The sequence below is a fragment of the Microlunatus sp. GCM10028923 genome (assembly GCF_042666975.1).
Classification (GTDB): domain Bacteria; phylum Actinomycetota; class Actinomycetes; order Propionibacteriales; family Propionibacteriaceae; genus Microlunatus.
On record NZ_JBHTFF010000014.1, the window covers coordinates 232688 to 249746 of the forward strand.

Sequence of the window (17059 nt, forward strand, 5' to 3'; positions counted from 1 at the left end):
GCCTCTTGATCAACTTTCCGGGTCGAGGTCCCGCAGCACGTCGTGCTCGGCGGTCTCGAGGTAGTCGGCCAGTTCCGCGGCCAGGTCGTCCGTGTCGCCGGCCTCGATCCGTTCCAGCAGGGCCCGGTTGCGGTCCAGGTAGGGGCGGTGCAACTGCCGCGAGTCCGACAGTTGCAGGAACGCCAGCCGGAGCTCGGCCAGCAGCTGTTCGAACATGGCCGACAGATGCGGGCTGTTGCAGGCCTTGATCAGGATCCGGTGGAACTCGATGTCGGCGGTCCCGACCTCCTGCCAGTCGTCCCGCTCGGCGGCGGCGACGGCCTCGTCGACCTTCGCGCGGAGCTCGCTCTGTGCCTCCGGGTCGGCCAGCACGGCCTGCAGTCCGAGCGGCTCGATCAGCTGCCGGGTGCGATACAGGGCCCGGATGTCGGCGGCGCCGAGGCGGCGGATGTGCACCCCGCGGTAGGGGATGTGCTCGACCAAGCCCTCGTGGGCCAGCAGTTGGAAGGCCTCGCGAACGGTGTTGCGGGAGATCTCGTACCCCTTGGCGTACTCCTCCTCGCGCAGTGGTTGGCCGGGCTGCAACTCCCCGCTGATGATCTGCTCGCGCAGGTCCTTGGCAGCCTGCTCGGGGCGGCTCAGGGCTCGTGGCAGACGGCGCCGGCTGACTTCGGGCGACTTCGTGCTGATGGTGCACCCCTTCTCGCTTCGACGTGCTCAGCCTAGTGACCGTACGGCTAAATCGCCCAATTGTCCTCTTGTGCAATTGTTCAACAAAAACTAGTCTTGTGATCCAGCCCACTCCAGAGGGTTTCGAACTCCAGGAGGTCAAGGATGTCTACCTCAGCTCTCCCGCGATCCCAGGAACCGCCGCCGTCATCCGCCCGCAAGGTCGTCGTCGCCAGCCTGATCGGCACGTCACTCGAGTGGTACGACTTCTTCATCTACGGCACTGCGGCCGCCCTGGTCTTCAACAGGCTGTTCTTCCCCAGTTTCGACCCGTTGGTGGGCACTCTGCTTGCCTTCTCGACGTACGCGGTGGGCTTCGTCGCCCGGCCGCTCGGCGGCGTGATCTTCGGCCACTTCGGCGACCGGCTCGGCCGGAAGAACGTGCTGGTCGTCACGCTGCTCCTGATGGGCATCTCGACGTTCCTGGTCGGCGTGACGCCGACGTACGACGCAATCGGGGTGATCGCGCCGATCACGCTGGTGGTGCTGCGGTTCCTGCAGGGGCTCGGCCTCGGCGGCGAATGGGGCGGCGCGATCCTGATGACGCTCGAGTCGGGCGACCCGAAACGGCGCGGGCTCAACGCCAGCTGGCCACAGGTCGGGGTGCCGATCGGGCTGCTGCTGGCCAACTGCGTCCTGTCCCTGATGAGCGTCCTGGTCCCGGGTGCGGCGTTCGACGCCTGGGGCTGGCGGGTGCCGTTCCTGCTCAGCGGCCTGCTCGTCGTGGTCGGCCTGTGGATCCGGGTGTCGATCGCGGAGAGTCCGCTCTACCGCGCGGTGGAGGCGTCCGAGCGCAAGACCGAGGCGCCGATCCTCGAGGTGCTGCGGCGCTTCCCGAAGCAGGTGCTGCTCGCGCTGGGTGCCCGGGTCGGGGTGGACGTCATGTTCTACACGTTCGTCCTCTTCATCACGACCTACCTCACCACCTATCTGCACCTGCCGAACCACTACGCCCTCAACGCGGTGCTGATCGCGGCCGCGGTCCAGGTGGTGGCCATCCCGTTCTTCGGCCACCTGTCGGATCGGATCGCCCGGCGGCCGGTCTATCTGGTCGGAGCGATCGCCACCGCCGTCTGGGTCTGGGTGTTCTTCGCCCTGCTGGACACCGCCCAGTTCGGTTGGATCCTGCTGGCGGCGATCGTCGCGCTGACCTGCTGGGCCGCGATGTACGGACCGCAGGCCGCGTTCATCGCCGAGATGTTCCCGACCAACGTCCGCTACACCGGGGCGTCGATGGGCTATCAGTTGGCCGGCCTGGTCGGCGGTGCGTTGGCGCCGATCATCTCGGTGGCGCTGCTGAACCGCTTCGACACCTCGGTGTTCGTCTCCGTCTACGCTGTCGCGATGCTGGTGATCACGATCGTCTGCGTCCTGCTGGCGCCGGAGACGTCCAAGATCGAACTCGGGGAGAAGGAGCCGACGCTGCGATGAACGCGCTTCGGATCGACCTGAACAGCGACCTCGGCGAGGGTTTCGGGATCTGGCGGCTCGGTGACGACGACGCCCTGCTCGACGTGGTCAGCAGCGCCAACGTGGCGTGCGGCTTCCACGCGGGTGATCCCGACATCCTTCGCCGGGTCTGCGATCGGGCCGCCGAACGGGGCGTGGCGATCGGGGCACAGGTGGGCTATCGCGACCTGGCCGGATTCGGGCGCCGCGACGTCGACGTACCGGCCGGGACCCTGACCAACGAGGTGCTCTACCAGCTCGGGGCGTTGGAGGCATTCGCCCGTACGGCCGGCAGCCGGGTCAGCTACCTCAAGCCGCACGGGGCCCTCTACAACCGGATCGTCACCGACGAGAAGCAGGCGGCGGCGGTGGTCGCGGCCGTGCTGGCGTACGACCCGGGACTGCCGGTGCTCGGCCTGCCCGGTTCGGCCTGGTTGCGGTTGGCGGCCGAGGCCGGGCTGACCGTGATCACCGAGGCGTTCGCCGACCGCGGGTACACCGCGGCGGCGACGCTGGTGCCGCGGAGCGAGCCGGGCGCGTTGATCACCGACGTCGAGGAGGTGGCGCGCCGGGTGCTCGGGATGATCACCGAGCAGAAGGTACGGGCGGTCGACGGCAGCGAGGTCACGGTCTCCGCCCGATCGGTCTGTGTGCACGGCGATTCGCCGGGCGCGGTGGCGATGGCCAAGGCGGTCCGGGCGGCGCTGCTCGCCGCCGGTGTCGAGATCGCACCGTTCGTCGGGCAGCGATGACGGGAACCTTCATGATCAGTACGGGCGACGAGGTCGAGATCAGGAGGGCGGGGGACCGCGCCCTGCTCCTGCTGCCGGGACGAGCCGAGCTGCTGGCCGGGATGCTGGCGACGGTCCGCTCGGCCGGCGTGCCCGGGGTGACCGACCTGTTGCCGGCCGCGGAGACGTTGATGATCACGATCGACGCGGACGCCGACCAGGCCGAGGTGGCCCAGGACCTGCGTGCCCTGCTGGCGGACCTGGCGGCATGGGCGCCGGTGCCGGACGACGAGGCCGGCGAGGTGATCATTCCGGTCCGGTACGACGGTGTTGATCTTGAAGAGGTCGCCGGGCTGCTCGGGCTCGGGGTACCGGAACTGATCGCGGCCCACACCGGCCGGGTCTGGCGCTGCCGGTTCGTCGGCTTCACGGCGGGCTTCGGCTACCTGGAGTCCGACCAGCCGTGGCAGGCCGTACCTCGGCGAGCCCAGTCGCGGACCGCCGTACCGGCCGGGTCGGTCGGACTGGCCGACCGGTACAGCGCCGTCTACCCGCGCCGCGCGCCGGGCGGCTGGCAGCTGATCGGCACCACCGACATCGCGATGTGGGACCTGGGCCGGCCGCAGTCGGCCCTGCTGGCACCGGGCACCCGGGTCCGGTTCGTCGAGGCGGACCTCTGATGTCGTCGGTACGGGTGCTGGCGACGGGCCCCGGCGCGACCCTGCAGGACCTGGGTCGACCGGGCTGGTTCTCGTCCGGGGTCGGCGTGGCCGGCGCCGCCGACGAGGTGTCCCTGCGCCGGGCGAACCGGCTGGTCGGCAATCAGGACGGTGCGGCGGCGATCGAGGCCGTGCTCGGCGGCCTGGAGCTCGAGGCCGTCGGCGAGGTCGTCCTCGCCGTCACGGGCGGCCGGGCGCCGGTCACCGTCGACGGCCGGCCGACGCCGAGCAGCGGGCCGATCGAGCTGCGGGACGGGCAGCTGCTCCGGCTCGGGCTGGCCGAGGCCGGCCGCTGGATCTATCTCGCCGTCCGCGGCGGGTTCGACGTCGAGCCCGTCCTCGGATCACGCAGCCGGGACACCCTGGCCGGACTCGGTCCCGAACCGCTGCGCGCCGGCCAGACCCTGCCGATCGCCGTGCCTGTCGAGCCGGCCGCTCCCGCCGCAGCGGACCTGCCGCCGGTCCCGATCGGTCCCGGCCCGCTGACGGTCCGGGTGGTGCCCGGCCCCCGCCAGGACTGGTTCCGGAACGCCGACGACCTGTTCGCCGGATCGTGGCTGGCCACCGACGAGCAGGACCGGATCGGGGCTCGGCTGGCCCGGCCCGCCGACGAGCCCGTACTCACCCGGTCGGTCACGGGCGAACTGCCGACCGAGGGCATGCCGCTCGGGGCGATCCAGGTGCAGCCGAGCGGCGAGCCGGTGATCTTCCTCGCGGACCATCCGATCACCGGCGGCTACCCGGTGATCGGGGTGGTGATCGCCGAGGACGTACCGATCGTGGCGCAGGCGCGGCCCGGCCAGCGGATCACCTTCCGGCCCCACCAACCGGGCCGCAATGACCGCCCGCCCGGTCCGGCCAAGGTGCTGATCGCCAACCGCGGCGAGATCGCGGTCCGGATCATCCGGGCCGCCCGGGACGCCGGGCTGAGCACGGTCGCGGTCTACGCCGACAGCGACGCCGACGCCCCGTTCGTCCAGTTGGCCGACGAGGCCCACCCGCTGGGCGGTACGACAGCGGCCGAGACCTATCTGGCCGGCGCCAAGCTGCTCGCCGCGGCGGCCCGGTCCGGCGCCTACGCCGTGCACCCGGGCTACGGGTTCCTGTCCGAGAACGCCGACTTCGCCCAGGCCGTGCTGGATGCCGGACTGGTCTGGATCGGGCCGTCGCCGCAGTCCATCCGGGACCTGGGCGACAAGGTGACCGCCCGCAAGCTCGCCCTGCGCGCCGGTGCGCCGATGGCGGCCGGGACCGAACACCCGGTGGCCGGCGCCGCCGAGGTGATCGACTTCGCCCGGGCGCACGGCCTGCCGGTGGCGATCAAGGCGGCGTACGGCGGCGGCGGCCGGGGCCTGAAGATCGCCCGCACCCTGGACGAGATCCCGGAACGGTACGAGTCCGCGACCCGGGAGGCCCTGGCCGCCTTCGGCCGCGGCGAGTGCTTCGTCGAGCAGTACCTGGACCGGGCCCGGCACGTCGAGGCCCAGGTGCTGGCCGACCGGCACGGCAACGTCGTGGTCGTCGGCACCCGCGACTGCACGTTGCAGCGCCGGTTCCAGAAACTGGTCGAGGAGGCGCCGGCCCCGTATCTCCCCGCCGACCAGCGGGACCGGATCGCGGCGGCGGCGAAGGCGATCTGCCGGGAGGCCGGCTACTACGGCGCGGGCACCGTGGAGTTCCTGGTGCAGGGCGACGTGATCTCGTTCCTCGAGGTGAACACCCGGCTGCAGGTGGAGCATCCGGTGACCGAGGAGACCACCGGCATCGACCTGGTCCGGCAGCAGTTCATGATCGCCGGCGGCGGCCGGCTGACGATCACCGAGGACCCCGCGCCGCGCGGGCACTCGATCGAGTTCCGGATCAACGGTGAGGATCCCGGCCGCGACTTCCTGCCGTCACCCGGCCGGCTGATCACGTACCGGGAACCGACCGGACCCGGGATCCGGGTCGACTCCGGCGTCGCGGAGGGCAACGAGGTCGGCGGCGGCTTCGATTCCATGATCGCCAAGCTGATCGTCACCGGCGAGGACCGGGCGCACGCCCTGCAGCGGGCCCGCCGGGCGCTGGACGAGTTCCGGATCGAGGGCGTCGCCACCGTGCTGCCGTTCCACCGGGAGATCGTCCGTCATCCCGCCTTCGCCGGCGACGACCCGGCCGAGTTCACCGTGCACACCCGCTGGATCGACACCGACTGGGACAACCCGATCCCGCCCTACCAGGGCACGGAGGCCCCACCGGACCAGCCGTCCGGCGGGATCCTGGCGCCGATGCAGGGCACCGTGATCAAGATCGCCGTCGAGCCGGGGCAGTACGTCGAGGCTGGCGCCCTGATCGCCGTCGTGGAGGCCATGAAGATGGAGATCCCGGTCACCGCCCCGGCTGCCGGCACCGTGATCGAGATCGTCGCCGAGACGGGGGAGACCGTGGCCCAGAACGGCCCCCTGGTCCGGCTGAAAACCACTTCGTGATCTTGGCCCGCTGCACTACTCTCGATTCGGTACGGGGCCGGAAACGGTTCACCTGGACGGTAGAGCCGCATGCGGAGACGTCCGGGGAGGGGTTCGACTCCCCTCGGCTCCACCAGAGTCCGGCGGGAACGCGAGGCCGGCAGCCGTGTCCAGGAACGTGTCCGCGGTGATCATCAACTGGTGGCCGGGTCCTGGGCGCGCGGTCCGGACCGTCTGCCCGGGGCCGAGTTCCACCGAGACGTCCGTGGCCCCCGGATCCGCGTTCAGCTCGTACGAGATCCGGACCAGGTCACCGGGCCGCAGTGGGAGCGGGACCACCACTCCGCGCCGCAGCGACTCCGGGTTGACCGTGATCATCGACGGGCGGTCCCGATCGGCCGTCGGCCGCCACGGCTGCATCCGTTCCATGATCAACTTCACTGGCTCCGGTCCCGGCGGAACACTTTCCCGGACGACGAGGCGGTCGCTGTCCCGGTTGGCCGTGAAGAACGAGGTCAGCCGCCACCGGCCGTCCCCGGTCCCCGCGGCGGGCAGCGCGGTGAGCTGGCCGAACCGGACCCGGGTGATCGCCTCCTCCGGCCAGTTGTCCCGGTAGAAGTCGTACGCCTCGCCGAGCACGACGAGCTCCTCGGACAGGTCGATGCCGGCCCGGAGCAGGTACGGAATCGTGTGCAGCAAGGGAAACAGCACGGCCAGGTCGTGGCTGATCGCGGCCCGCTCCTTGATCGGGTTCTCGGCGCCGTCGTAGTACCAGCGGCCGTCGCAGACCCACTCCCGAACGCAGTACCAGAGCAGGCCGCGGGCGTACTCGAGCCATCGCCGGTCCCCGTTGTGGAAGCCGGCCATCGCGACCGCACGGGCGACCAGGGCCTGGATGTTGACGGTCGCGTCGCGGTCCGGATGGCCGGGCCCGCTCGGCCCGTACTCGGTCCAGAAGTAGCGCCGGTCCCGCCAGCGACCGGTGTGCCAGCCGTAGCGGGGCAGCTGGCGCTCGACGAACCGGGTCGCCGAGGCCAGCTGGTCCGGATCGCCGGTCAACTCGTAGGCCCGGACCAACGCGGCGGCAAGATCACTGCAGACATGGTGATCGGGTTCGTGCAGTCGCCATCGGTAGCCGTACGCGTCCGGCCAGGACCAGTCGAAGAGGTAGTCCCAGCCACCCGACCACTGCCTGGCCAGTCCCGATTCGATCAAGGTCCGATAGCCGGCCGGGTCGTGCCGCTCGACGAACGGGTTGCGGCCCTCGCCGTCGTACTGGCTGTGCTGGGCGAAGCCGAGCAGTTCGGCGAGCCGCTCGGCGAAGTACGGATCCGAGCTCAGCCGAGCCGCCGGCAGAAAGTCGTCCTGCAGCCAATCGTTGACCCGCCGCGGGTAGTAGCGACGGCTGTAGACCCCGCTCCGCGGATGGGCGCGCGCCGGCGGTGAGAACCGGACGTCGTCGGCGATCACCACGGCCAGCTGCGGATCGCCGAGCTCGACTTCCCTGCCGAGGCAGGGATCCAGGCGAGGCAGGCCCTGGTGGAAGGTGCGGACCCGGCCGGGCAACTCGAGCGGCAGGGCGGCGAAGTGGCGACGCAGCAAGGGGATCGACCACAGGTCGGTCCGGGCGATGGCCGGGTCCTCCGGCGCGGCCGCGACCCGGCCCCAGAACTCGGCGGGCGGCAGCGGCGCCGACTCGTCCTCGACCCGGTCCACCGACACGGGCCGGCCATGGATGTCCCTGATCGGGACAGCCATGGCCGGACCGTTCATGATCAGAACCGGCCGAGCAGGACGGCGGTCTCCGCCACCTCGTGGCGCCAGGCGCGGTAGGCGACCGGGTCCTCGGTGAAGTGCCGGGAGTCGGTGACGACGTCGCGGGCACCGAGCGCCTTCTCGGCCCGCTCAATCAGCCCGCTCGGGGCGTCCGGGTGCGCCTTGATCGCGCGGCGGAGTTCCTGCATCAGGTTGTAGTCCTCGAGTCCGTCGCGGACGTTCTCGAAGCGCAGCGAGGACATCGGGCCGTCGGCGCCGGGGTAGTAGAGCGAGCCGTCGCCGGCGGTGCCGTAGAACGTCGCCGGGTTCCACTTGGACAGGATGCCGTCGTCGACCAGAAGTTGATCACCGCGATCGGCCTTCGGCCAGCGGTTGGTCGCGTAGTAGAGGATGCCCTCCACGTTCGCCTGGTGCGACATCGCGCCCATCAGCATCCGGGTGTCGATCGGCGGGTAGCCGTTGAACCAGTTCGGCTGCGGGTAGTTGGTGGAGATCGCGTGGTACCACCAGATCCGTTCGCCGCGGGCTCGGGCGGCCTCGGCGACATCCTGCCGGTAGCCGTCGATCCAGGGCACCCAGATGTCGACCTGGTCGGTCAGTCCGGTGTTCTGGCCAAAGGTGTCGTCGCGGAGCGTGGTCATGATCGGCAGGTTCGGGAAGCGTTCCTTGATCCGGGTGAAGGTGTGCTTCGCGGCCTGCAGCATCGGGCCGGTCGACTCGTCGAAGCCGTACACGACGGCGTTGTCGGCGATGCCGGCCTTCTCGTACTCGGCCATCGCGGTCTCCAGCTGGCCGATCCAGATGTCGATCTGCGTGTCCCAGGTCTCCGGCTTGCTCGGGTCGAGCAGCCCGGCCCACAGGTAGAGCGCGGTGAACTGGGTCAGCCCGTACCGCTCCTTGATCTTGAGGATGTCGGCCGCCGGCTGCGGCCGGATCTCGCCGGGACCGGGATCGGCCGGATTGTTCGCCGTCGTGTAGATCTGGTCCGGCTGGATCTTGTGCTCGGCCAGGAAATCCCAGTACTTCAGCCGCATCGCCTCGCGCTCGGCGGGGTCGGTCATCCCGTACAGCTCCCAGGCCAGCCAGGGCGTGAACTGGAACGCCGTGCGCAGCTCCGGCCGGTCCTTCGGCGTCAGCGGCCAGACGGTCACCGCGATCGCGAGCCGCTGGTCCGGCTGGCCGTCGGCTCGCACCCGTACCGTGATCTTGTAGCTGCCGGGCTTGAGGTCGCGGGCGGCCTCGGCACTGACCAGGTACGGCTGCACGTCGCCGGCCGGGATGTCGACGGTGCTCAGGTCGGCCCGGATCGGATCCGGGGTCCAGCCGGTGTAGGTCGGCCGGCCGTACGCCGAACTCGGCACGGTGTAGAGCGATCCGATCGGCGCCACGGTCGCCGCCAGCGCGTCGGCCGGCACCGGCTTGCCGTCCGGTCCGCGCACACCGTCGATCGAGACCCGGACCTCGTTCAGGTCGATGCCGTACGGCACCACCACGGCCTGCACGTGCTCGGCCTCGCCGCGGGCCAGTTCGAGGGTCGGAGCGGTGCCGGTGCCCGGCCAGGTCTTGTCCTTGGGGTAGACCAGGCTCATCGAGTCCGCCGTGTCCAGGCCGAAGTGGCCCTTCGGCTGGCCCTGCCGCAGGGTCAGGATCTGGGTCAGCCGTTCCGGTGCCGCGACCAGCGTGGCCAGCGTCTTGATCATGGTGTTGTACTGCTCGACCGTGGTGATCGAGCTGAGCCCGTCACGGATGGCGGCGGCGTCGGCGGCCAGTCCGTCGATCTGGGCCTTCATGTCCGCGTACGAGGGCGAGGCCTCGTCGCCGAGCAGCGTCGCGGCCTCGGCCAGGTCGGCGTCGACACCGTCCAGGATCGAGCCGAAGTCGACCTGCCTGACCAGGTTCTGCACCACCCGATTGCCGAACGGGCTGTCGTCCGGAGTCCCGTCGACCAGCCGCAGCGCGTCGTAGTAGCCCTTCACCGGCTCGGCCCGGCGGGGGATCGAGATCCCGAGGTACTTGATTGAACTGACGTCGACGCCGGCCCTCGCCACATCGGCCAGCTTGATGTGCACGGCGGTCCAGCCGCGGCCCCGGATCGCGTAGTTCACGCCCCAGGCGACGTTGTGGGTGTCCCGGATCGTGATCCGCCCGTTGGTCGTGTAGTCGGTCGGCATCCAGAAGTCCCAGGCCAGCCAGTCGTGCCCGGACCAGTCGTTGTCCGGCATCGCCGCGGTGCCCGCGTTGAGCGTCACGGCGGAACTGGCGGTCGATCCCGGAGTTCCGGTCGGCGCGACCGTGAATTCGAGGCCGCTCTCGCCGTGGCTCCCGTACGGCACCCGGGTGGCGGCGTCGTGGCCCGGCACGCTGACGGTCGTCGCCGCGACCGCTTCGTCTGTCTCGTAGTCCTGCCAGACGCCCGGCCCGGCAGCCCGCGCGGGTCCCGAGACGGCGACCAGCAGGGTCGCGATCAGGGCCAGCCCCAGCAGTACGGGGGTCGTTCGGCGAAGTCCGTGGTTACGCACCATGACCACATCCTCGACATCAAGGGATGGATTATGTCGCAACCGTATGAGATTTTTCGGCCGACCGGAAGACCCAATTTTAACGATGAAACACGGGTGTCCGGCCGAGGATGTTCGCCTCGGCGAGGGTGCCGACGGCCCGGTCGGCCAGGAACCGGCAGAGCCGGACGCGCTCGTCGAAGGTGTGCCGGGCCCCGTCGGACGGGTCGTCCAGCAGTCCGTACAGGAAGGAGTCGAAGCCGCTGCGCAGCAGGGTGGCGATCGCGAACGTCCAGGCGACGGCCGCGATCGGCGGGTTCGCGCCCTCGGCGCGGAGTCCGCGCAGATAGCCGGGCAGGATCGTGTCCGCGATCGCCGGCAGCCGACTCGCCGGGACCTCGCCGGCGTGCACCAGTCCGACCAGCAGCTGGCCCAGATCGAAGCCGAGCGCATGCGGCGCCCGGAAGCTGAGGTCGATCACCACGATGGTGTCCGGCTCGTCCCGGGGGATCAGCAGGTTCTGCGGGCTGGCGTCGCCGTGCGGCAGGCACAGCGGCATCGTGTCGAGGCGGTCCAGGAATTCCGGGATCCGCGGCGCGAGCCGGCGCAGGTCGCGCCGCAGCTCACCATGATCACGAAGCCACGGATGGGACCAGAGCTCGTCGTCGGTGAGCGGTTCCAGGCCGCGCATCGGGAGCGCAGCCGTGGCGTACTGCCGGAGCGCCTGGTTGGCCGGGGAATCGTTGGTGGCAAGGATTTCCGGAGTACCGCACCGGGCGTTCCAACGGCCCAGCAGGTAGGCCGCCCGACGGTAGTGATCAAGTCCGAACGGCTCGGCGGAGATCGCGATGTCCTCCTGCCAGACGGCGACCCGGTCGTCCGGCAGCTCGACCAGCCGGTGCAGGCGCGGCGGTCGCAGGCCGGGCGGGAAGCTGGTCATGATCATCGGATCCCAGAGCTCGAGCTCGGACCGCCAGGGGAACCAGGCCGCCATGTCGGCGGCGATCTCGGGCGGTAGGAAAGCCAGGGTCGGCCAGTGCCGGACGTGTTGCAACACCTTGCAGAACAGGGACCAGGGCCGGCCGTCGGTGGTGGTCCCGCGGAGCCGGTAGAGCGCTCCGGTCGCGGGCGAGCCGGAGGCGTAGGGGACCGCTTCCAAGGTGCTCCCGGCGGCGGCCTCGGCTCCGAACGCTTCCCGTACCAACTCGCGGACCGTCGTTCCCAGATCGACCGTCTGCAGGAGTTCGTCCAGTAGAAACGCCGGGCCGCCACCGAGTTGGCCCCCCACTCGCGCGCCACGCATGGCGCTCCTCCCCCGAACTTCGTCAGGAAACCTTACTGACTCGCTGATAGTAAGGTTCCCTTATGACCTTGGTCAAGCAGGTTCAGCCAGATCACATCTTTGCTTTGCTCGGTGGCCTCCTGGACGCGCTGCGGTCCGACTTCCAACAGGAGGCGAAGGTGCTCCGGCACCCGTACCGGCGACTGCGGACGTCGCAGCTGCGCCTGCTCAGCCTGACTCCGGTGGACGGGATGCGGCTGACCGACCTGGCGGTCCGGGTCGGGATGACCAAGCAGGCGCTGGGGGAGTTCGCGAACGTCCTGGAGGCCGACGGATTCCTCGAGTCCGTGAGCGATCCGACCGATCGTCGGGTACGGATCCTGCGCCCCACCGCCAAGGGGCGGCGGGCGGTCGAGGCCGGTACCCAGGTGATCAGTGCGGTCGAAGATCGCTGGCGGGAACGGCTCGGCGCCGAGCACTGGGACCGGCTGCGGGCGCTGCTCGCCGACGCGCTCCCCCACGGTGATCCGCGCTGATCATGAAGCGTCGTCGATCGCCTCGACGATCTTGGTGAAACCACGGTCCTCGGCCAGCCGGCGCGGCAGCACGCCGTCGCCGTCCGGGATCGACGGGTCCGCGCCGGCGGCCAGCAGCAGCCGGACCACCTGGACATGATCATCGGAGCCGTTGCCGAGCACGATGGCCTCGTGCAGCGCGGTCCAGTTGAGCTTGTTCACATGGTTGACCGGGACGCCGGCCGCGATCAGCAGTCGTACGGTCTCGACGTGGCCGTGTTCGCTGGCCGGGATCAGTGCGGTGCCGCCGTACCGGTTGGTGCTCTTCACGTCCGGGTCGTGTTCCAAGATCAACTCGAGGATCTCGTTCAGGCCCTCCGCTCCGGCGTAGAGGAAGGCCGAGTCCTGGATGTCGTCCTTCGCGTCCGGGTCAGCGCCGGCCTCGAGCAGCAGCCGCGCCAGCTCGACCCGGTTCGCCTTGGTGGCCGCCACCAGCGGGGTCCGGCCGCCGTCCGAGCGGGCCTCCAGGTCGGCGCCGTCGCCGATGGCCCGCTCGGCCGCGGCGGTGTCGTTCTCGCGCACGGCGCGGAGCAGGGACCTCGTCGCGGTCTCGCGGCTGACCGTCGGCTTCGGTGTGGGGGTCGGCTTCGGGGCCGGCGTTGACGGCGCGGGCGTCGGCGTGGGTTCGGTCGGCATCGTGGTGCCCTCCTGGGTTGTCGGTACGGCAGCGGGCCGGGGCGGTGCGGCCGAGCAGGCCGCCGCGACCGAGATCGCGGCGGCGAGTCCGGCGGCCACGGCTCCGGCGCGGATCCTGCGGATCATCGTGTCGCGGTCGGTCATCGTTCCTCCTGAGAAAGTATCCTCCTTTTGGTATACCAAACCATTCAAGGGGTACCTGGTGAAGAATGGCCGGATGGCGAACGAGGGAGGCTTCGAGCCGGAGTCGGCGCGGGTCACCCGCCAGCTCCGCGACGACATCATCGACGGGGTACGGCAGCCGGGCAGCAAGCTGGTCGAGCGCGACCTCGCCACCGAGCTCGGCGTCAGCCGGATCCCGGTCCGGGACGCGCTGCGGGCGCTGGTCGCCGAGGGCCTGGTGGTGCAGCGCCCGCGGACCTGGGCGGTGGTCCGTGAGTTCACGCCGGCCGACATCGCCGACCTCAGCGAGGTGCGGTCCGCGTTCGAGGAACTGACCTTCCGGCTGGCCGCACAGCGGCACGACCGGGCCGGCCTGCGCCGGCTGCAGCAGGTGCTGGAGGCCGAGCTCGAGGCCGCCCGGGCCGGCGACGCGGTCCGGGCCCGCCGGGCCGCGGCCGACTTCCACGAGGTGGTCACCGACCTCTCCGGCAACGAGTTGTTGATCGAGCTCGGGCAGAACCTGCGCAGCCGGATGCGCTGGCTGCTGACCCAGCACGACGATCTCGACCTGGTCGCCGCCGAGCACGAGCGGCTCTATCTTGCGGTCGCCAATCGCGACGCCGACGGAGTGGGCGAACTGGTCCGGCAGCACCTGGAGACCAGTCGCTATCTGAGCCGGGCAGGACGATCGGCGGACCCCTCGTCCTCCTGACGGCCGATCTTGATCAGCCGCGGTTCGGCCAAGGCGAGGACCGCGAGGATGATGATCAACAGCAAGCTGCTGCAGAGGGTGGTCGGGCCGACGCCGACGACCTGGGCGATGGCGCCGAGGGCGAGCGCTGCCACCGGCATGATCCCGATCGCCAGCTCCTGCAGGCCGAGTGCCCGGCCGTGCAGGACCTCGTCGGTGGTGATCAACAACAGGGTCGTCTGCATCACCCCGAACGCGGCGCTGAACACGCCGATCCCCGCCATCAGGACGTACGAGACGGCGACCTGGCCGGACCCGGCGAAGAGCGCCCACATGGCGCCCCAGGCGGCGGTGCCGAACACGAACAGTGCGCCCTTGTGCCGGAAGTCGCCCAGCCCGGCGATGATCATGGAACCGACCAGTCCGCCGATGCCGCCGCAGGTGAGCAGGATGCCCAGTCCGGCCGCGTCCAGGCCGAGCTGGTCCCGGGCGAACACCGGCATGAAGGACTGGTAGATCGGCCAGATCAGGATGTTCGCGGCCAGCGTCACGCCGAGCACGGCCAGGGCGAGCCGGTTCCGGCCGATCTGCCGGATGCCGTTGATCATCAACGGCAGCATCCGTTCGGTGGCGCGGGTGACGGCGCGTCCGTACCGGCGCAGGGGGAGCAGCAGGAGCAGCGACGCCGCGTACCAGAGGGTGGAGATCCACAGCGTCGTCGGCGCCCCGAGGATGGCGATCATGGCCCCGCCGAGCGCCGGCCCGATCACCTGGGTGACGTTCATGGCCAGGGCGTTGAGGGCGTTGGCGTTGCTCAGGTTCTCCCGGCCGACCAGCTCCAGCACGAGCGCGGCCCTCGCTGGCTGGGAGGGGGACTGGGCCAGGCCGACCGCCAGCCCGCCGATCACGATCGCCCCGTACGACAGCAGGTCGACCGAGGCGAGCAGGGCGACCACGGCGACGGCGAGGAACGCCCAGCCGCTGGCGATGATCAACATCCCGACCCGGTGGTACCGGTCGGCCAGCGCTCCGGTCAGCGGCCCGAGCAGCAGCGGTGCCAGCCGGACCGCGGTGAACACCGCGACCAGGAACTCCGACCCGGTCAGGTCGTAGGCGATCCAGCCGAGCACCAGAGTCTGGCTCCAGGCGCCGCCGAAGAAGAACAGGTTCGACCACCAGAGCAGCCGGAACTGCGGATTGTCGCGCAGCGAGGCGAGCGCCGAGCCGAGTCCCGGCCTGGTCCGGACCTGGCTCACGCCAGGCGACCGGACCGCGCGACGACCCGGCCGCCGGCGATCACCAACTCCCGGGCGGGCGCGCGGACCAGGGCATCCGGCACGTTCTCGGCGTCGACCAGGACCACGTCGGCCCGGGCGCCGGCGACAAGATCATGAACGGTACGCCCGACGAAACCGGCGGCCCGGCTGCCGGCCAGCTCGACCGCGGTGATCAACTCCTGATCCGTACGCAGCCCGTGCAGCCGGGCGAAACCCAGCGCGACCCGGAGCAGATCGCCGTCGCCGAACGGCGACCACAGATCACGGATCCCGTCGGTGCCGAGACCGATGCCGACGCCGTGCTCGATCATCTCCCGCCAGGGCAGCGGTGCCGACCGTGGCGGCGCGACCGTGGCCCAGGAGATCCCGGCCTCGGCCAGCCGCTCGACCAGGCCGAGCCGGCGGTCGACCGCCAGCTCGCCGAGGGCGAACCCGTGCGAGACCGTGACCCGGCCCTGCAAACCCGTGCGGAGGGTGCGGTCGATGATCAACTCGTACTGGAAGGCACCGAGCTCGCCGCCGTCGTGCAGGTGGATGTCCAGGCCGACCCCGCGCCGCTCCGCGATCGCGAACAGGCCGTCGAGCTGGGCCACCGGGTCGCGGTCGATGCCGGCCGGATCGAGCCCGCCGATCGCCGTCGCGCCCGCCGCCGCGGCCCGGTCCAGCAGGTCCAGTACGCCCGGCCGGCGAATCACGCCGTCCTGCGGGAACGCCACGATCTCCGCCTGGATCGCGCCCTGGTGCCGGGCCACGGCCTCGCGGACCACGTCGATGCCGGCCAGGCCGACCCCGAGGTCCACGTCGACGTGGGTCCGGGTCGCCGTGGTGCCGTGCCGGAGGAACTCGCCGAGCACGGCGGTCGCGGCGTCGGCGCTCGGAATGCCGTAGCGGTCGCGCTCGGCGCGTTCGTGGGCGATCCGGCCCTGCGTCCCGCCTTCGCCGCCCGCGGACACCCACGGCATCCCCCACCAGCTCTTGTCCACGTGGGCATGGGCGTTGACGAACCCGGGCAGCGCGACCAGGCCACGGCCGTCGATCACCTCGCCGTCGTTTACCTCGCCACCGCCGGCGTCCGCCGGGCCACCGGTCGGCCGGACCTCCGCGATCCGGTCGTCCTCGATCACCAGATCGACTGCCTCGCGACCCCAGGGCCGCACATTGATCACTGTCCGACGCACCATGGTCCAGATGGTATACCAAATGGGATGAGGTGGTGACGCGCTGGCTGATGCTCTCGGCCGGGCGGCCGTACAGCGGAAGCGGTGACGGTCCCTGCAGGAGGGGGCTTCATGCCCGACTCTGTAGCGCCGACCGCGCCGGTGATCGCCACGAACGCGGCGCGAACCGTGCCGCTGCCGAGGGTGATCCCTGGGAACGATCGTCGCCGAGCTGGAATGCCCGGCGAAGAGGTCGAGCGGGACCCGTTCGACCAGGAAGGTCAGCACGTTGCCGACCCCGTCCATGATCGACTTCAGCCGACCGACTCCGCGTCGAGGTCACCCCGCCGAGCAGGGCGCCCGGTTCGTCGAGTGGACGCTTTGACCGGCAGATCCGCCGAGATCGAGGTCAAGCAGTCCACTCGGCGACCTGCTGGCCGGCATCGGGGGGATCCGACGCAGCACGCTGATCCGGGCTGGGACTGGACGGGACGCCGAGCGCGGGCTGGCGAGCGGATTGCGAAGCGTCTGCACGGCCAGTCGGGCGCAGGCCAGGATCTTCTCGGCCACGAGAGGGCCTCCCTCGCCATCCAGTGCAGCCGGCCCAGATTCCGAAGTCCGACCCGGATCCTCCGAACGGTAAGGATTCCGGGTGATGGCCCTTAGGCCGAGGCGTGCCTGTCACACCGCGCCAGGACGAAGGTCAGGTGCTGCCTCCCGACGGGACTCGCGGCGCGGGCTGAACCGGTGCGGGCGCGGTGGCGATGCTGTCGTCAAAATGCTGGAACTCGACGGCTGGAAGCGGCGGTTTCAAGTGTTCGTCGCAACGGTGAGTAGTTGATCAAGCTTCTCAGCTGGGGTGGCGAAGTCCAAGATCTTGCGGGGTCGGGTGTTGAGGAGTCGTTCGGCTTCGAGGACTTGGTGGTCGGT

General features: G+C 70.6%; 13 protein-coding genes and 1 tRNA gene. 8 read left to right on the forward strand and 6 right to left on the reverse strand.

Annotated features, from left to right (window positions below; all coding sequences use genetic code 11):
* Positions 1-9: 9 nt before the first annotated feature.
* Positions 10-690, reverse strand: a complete 681-nt coding sequence (locus ACFQU4_RS29120; RefSeq protein WP_377498892.1) for a GntR family transcriptional regulator — start codon at positions 688-690, stop codon at positions 10-12.
* A 144-nt stretch (positions 691-834) separates the two neighbouring features.
* On the opposite strand from ACFQU4_RS29120, the gene ACFQU4_RS29125 reads away from it, so the two are divergent.
* The 6 genes from ACFQU4_RS29125 to ACFQU4_RS29150 all read left to right on the forward strand — a co-directional run bounded on the left by ACFQU4_RS29125 (position 835) and on the right by ACFQU4_RS29150 (position 6691).
* Entirely contained in the window at positions 835-2160 is a 1326-nt protein-coding gene (locus ACFQU4_RS29125; protein ID WP_377498864.1) for an MFS transporter, read from the forward strand.
* Complete coding sequence (locus ACFQU4_RS29130) at positions 2157-2930, forward strand: LamB/YcsF family protein (protein ID WP_377498866.1); 774 nt, start codon at positions 2157-2159, stop codon at positions 2928-2930. Before ACFQU4_RS29125 ends, ACFQU4_RS29130 begins: the two co-directional genes overlap by 4 nt.
* Positions 2931-2941: 11 nt before the next feature.
* Complete coding sequence (locus ACFQU4_RS29135) at positions 2942-3589, forward strand: allophanate hydrolase subunit 1 (protein ID WP_377498868.1); 648 nt, start codon at positions 2942-2944, stop codon at positions 3587-3589.
* A complete protein-coding gene (locus ACFQU4_RS29140) occupies positions 3589-6096 on the forward strand; it encodes a 5-oxoprolinase/urea amidolyase family protein (RefSeq protein ID WP_377498870.1) in 2508 nt (835 codons plus the stop codon). The genes ACFQU4_RS29135 and ACFQU4_RS29140 overlap by 1 nt, the downstream gene beginning before the upstream one ends.
* 33 nt (positions 6097-6129) lie before the next feature.
* A tRNA-OTHER gene (locus ACFQU4_RS29145) sits at positions 6130-6211 on the forward strand.
* 129 nt (positions 6212-6340) lie between these two features.
* Positions 6341-6691, forward strand: a complete 351-nt coding sequence (locus tag ACFQU4_RS29150) for a hypothetical protein (RefSeq protein WP_377498872.1) — start codon at positions 6341-6343, stop codon at positions 6689-6691.
* A 1159-nt stretch (positions 6692-7850) separates the two neighbouring features.
* Here the strand turns inward: ACFQU4_RS29150 and ACFQU4_RS29155 are convergent.
* Both ACFQU4_RS29155 and ACFQU4_RS29160 read right to left on the reverse strand, forming a co-directional pair.
* Positions 7851-10373: a DUF4091 domain-containing protein gene (locus ACFQU4_RS29155; protein ID WP_377498874.1), complete on the reverse strand. Its 2523-nt coding sequence runs from the start codon at positions 10371-10373 to the stop codon at positions 7851-7853.
* Positions 10374-10449: 76 nt separating this feature from the next.
* Positions 10450-11652 (reverse strand): hypothetical protein, encoded by a 1203-nt coding sequence (locus ACFQU4_RS29160; protein WP_377498876.1) that lies wholly within the window; start codon positions 11650-11652, stop codon positions 10450-10452.
* Between the two features lie 62 nt (positions 11653-11714).
* Here ACFQU4_RS29160 and ACFQU4_RS29165 point away from each other — a divergent pair, with 62 nt between their 5' ends.
* On the forward strand, positions 11715-12167 hold the full coding sequence (locus tag ACFQU4_RS29165; RefSeq protein ID WP_377498878.1) for a MarR family winged helix-turn-helix transcriptional regulator: 453 nt from the start codon (positions 11715-11717) through the stop codon (positions 12165-12167).
* On the opposite strand, the gene ACFQU4_RS29170 is transcribed toward ACFQU4_RS29165, so the two are convergent.
* Positions 12168-12986: an ankyrin repeat domain-containing protein gene (locus tag ACFQU4_RS29170; protein WP_377498880.1), complete on the reverse strand. Its 819-nt coding sequence runs from the start codon at positions 12984-12986 to the stop codon at positions 12168-12170. It lies immediately after the preceding gene.
* Between the two features lie 73 nt (positions 12987-13059).
* Between ACFQU4_RS29170 and ACFQU4_RS29175 the strand changes: the two genes are divergently transcribed.
* A complete protein-coding gene (locus ACFQU4_RS29175; RefSeq protein ID WP_377498882.1) occupies positions 13060-13716 on the forward strand; it encodes a GntR family transcriptional regulator in 657 nt (218 codons plus the stop codon).
* Here the strand turns inward: ACFQU4_RS29175 and ACFQU4_RS29180 are convergent.
* On the reverse strand, positions 13671-14951 hold the full coding sequence (locus ACFQU4_RS29180; RefSeq protein WP_377498884.1) for an MFS transporter: 1281 nt from the start codon (positions 14949-14951) through the stop codon (positions 13671-13673). The genes ACFQU4_RS29175 and ACFQU4_RS29180 overlap by 46 nt on opposite strands.
* A complete protein-coding gene (locus ACFQU4_RS29185; protein ID WP_377498886.1) occupies positions 14948-16153 on the reverse strand; it encodes an amidohydrolase in 1206 nt (401 codons plus the stop codon). The genes ACFQU4_RS29180 and ACFQU4_RS29185 overlap by 4 nt, the downstream gene beginning before the upstream one ends.
* Positions 16154-17059 lie beyond the last annotated feature (906 nt).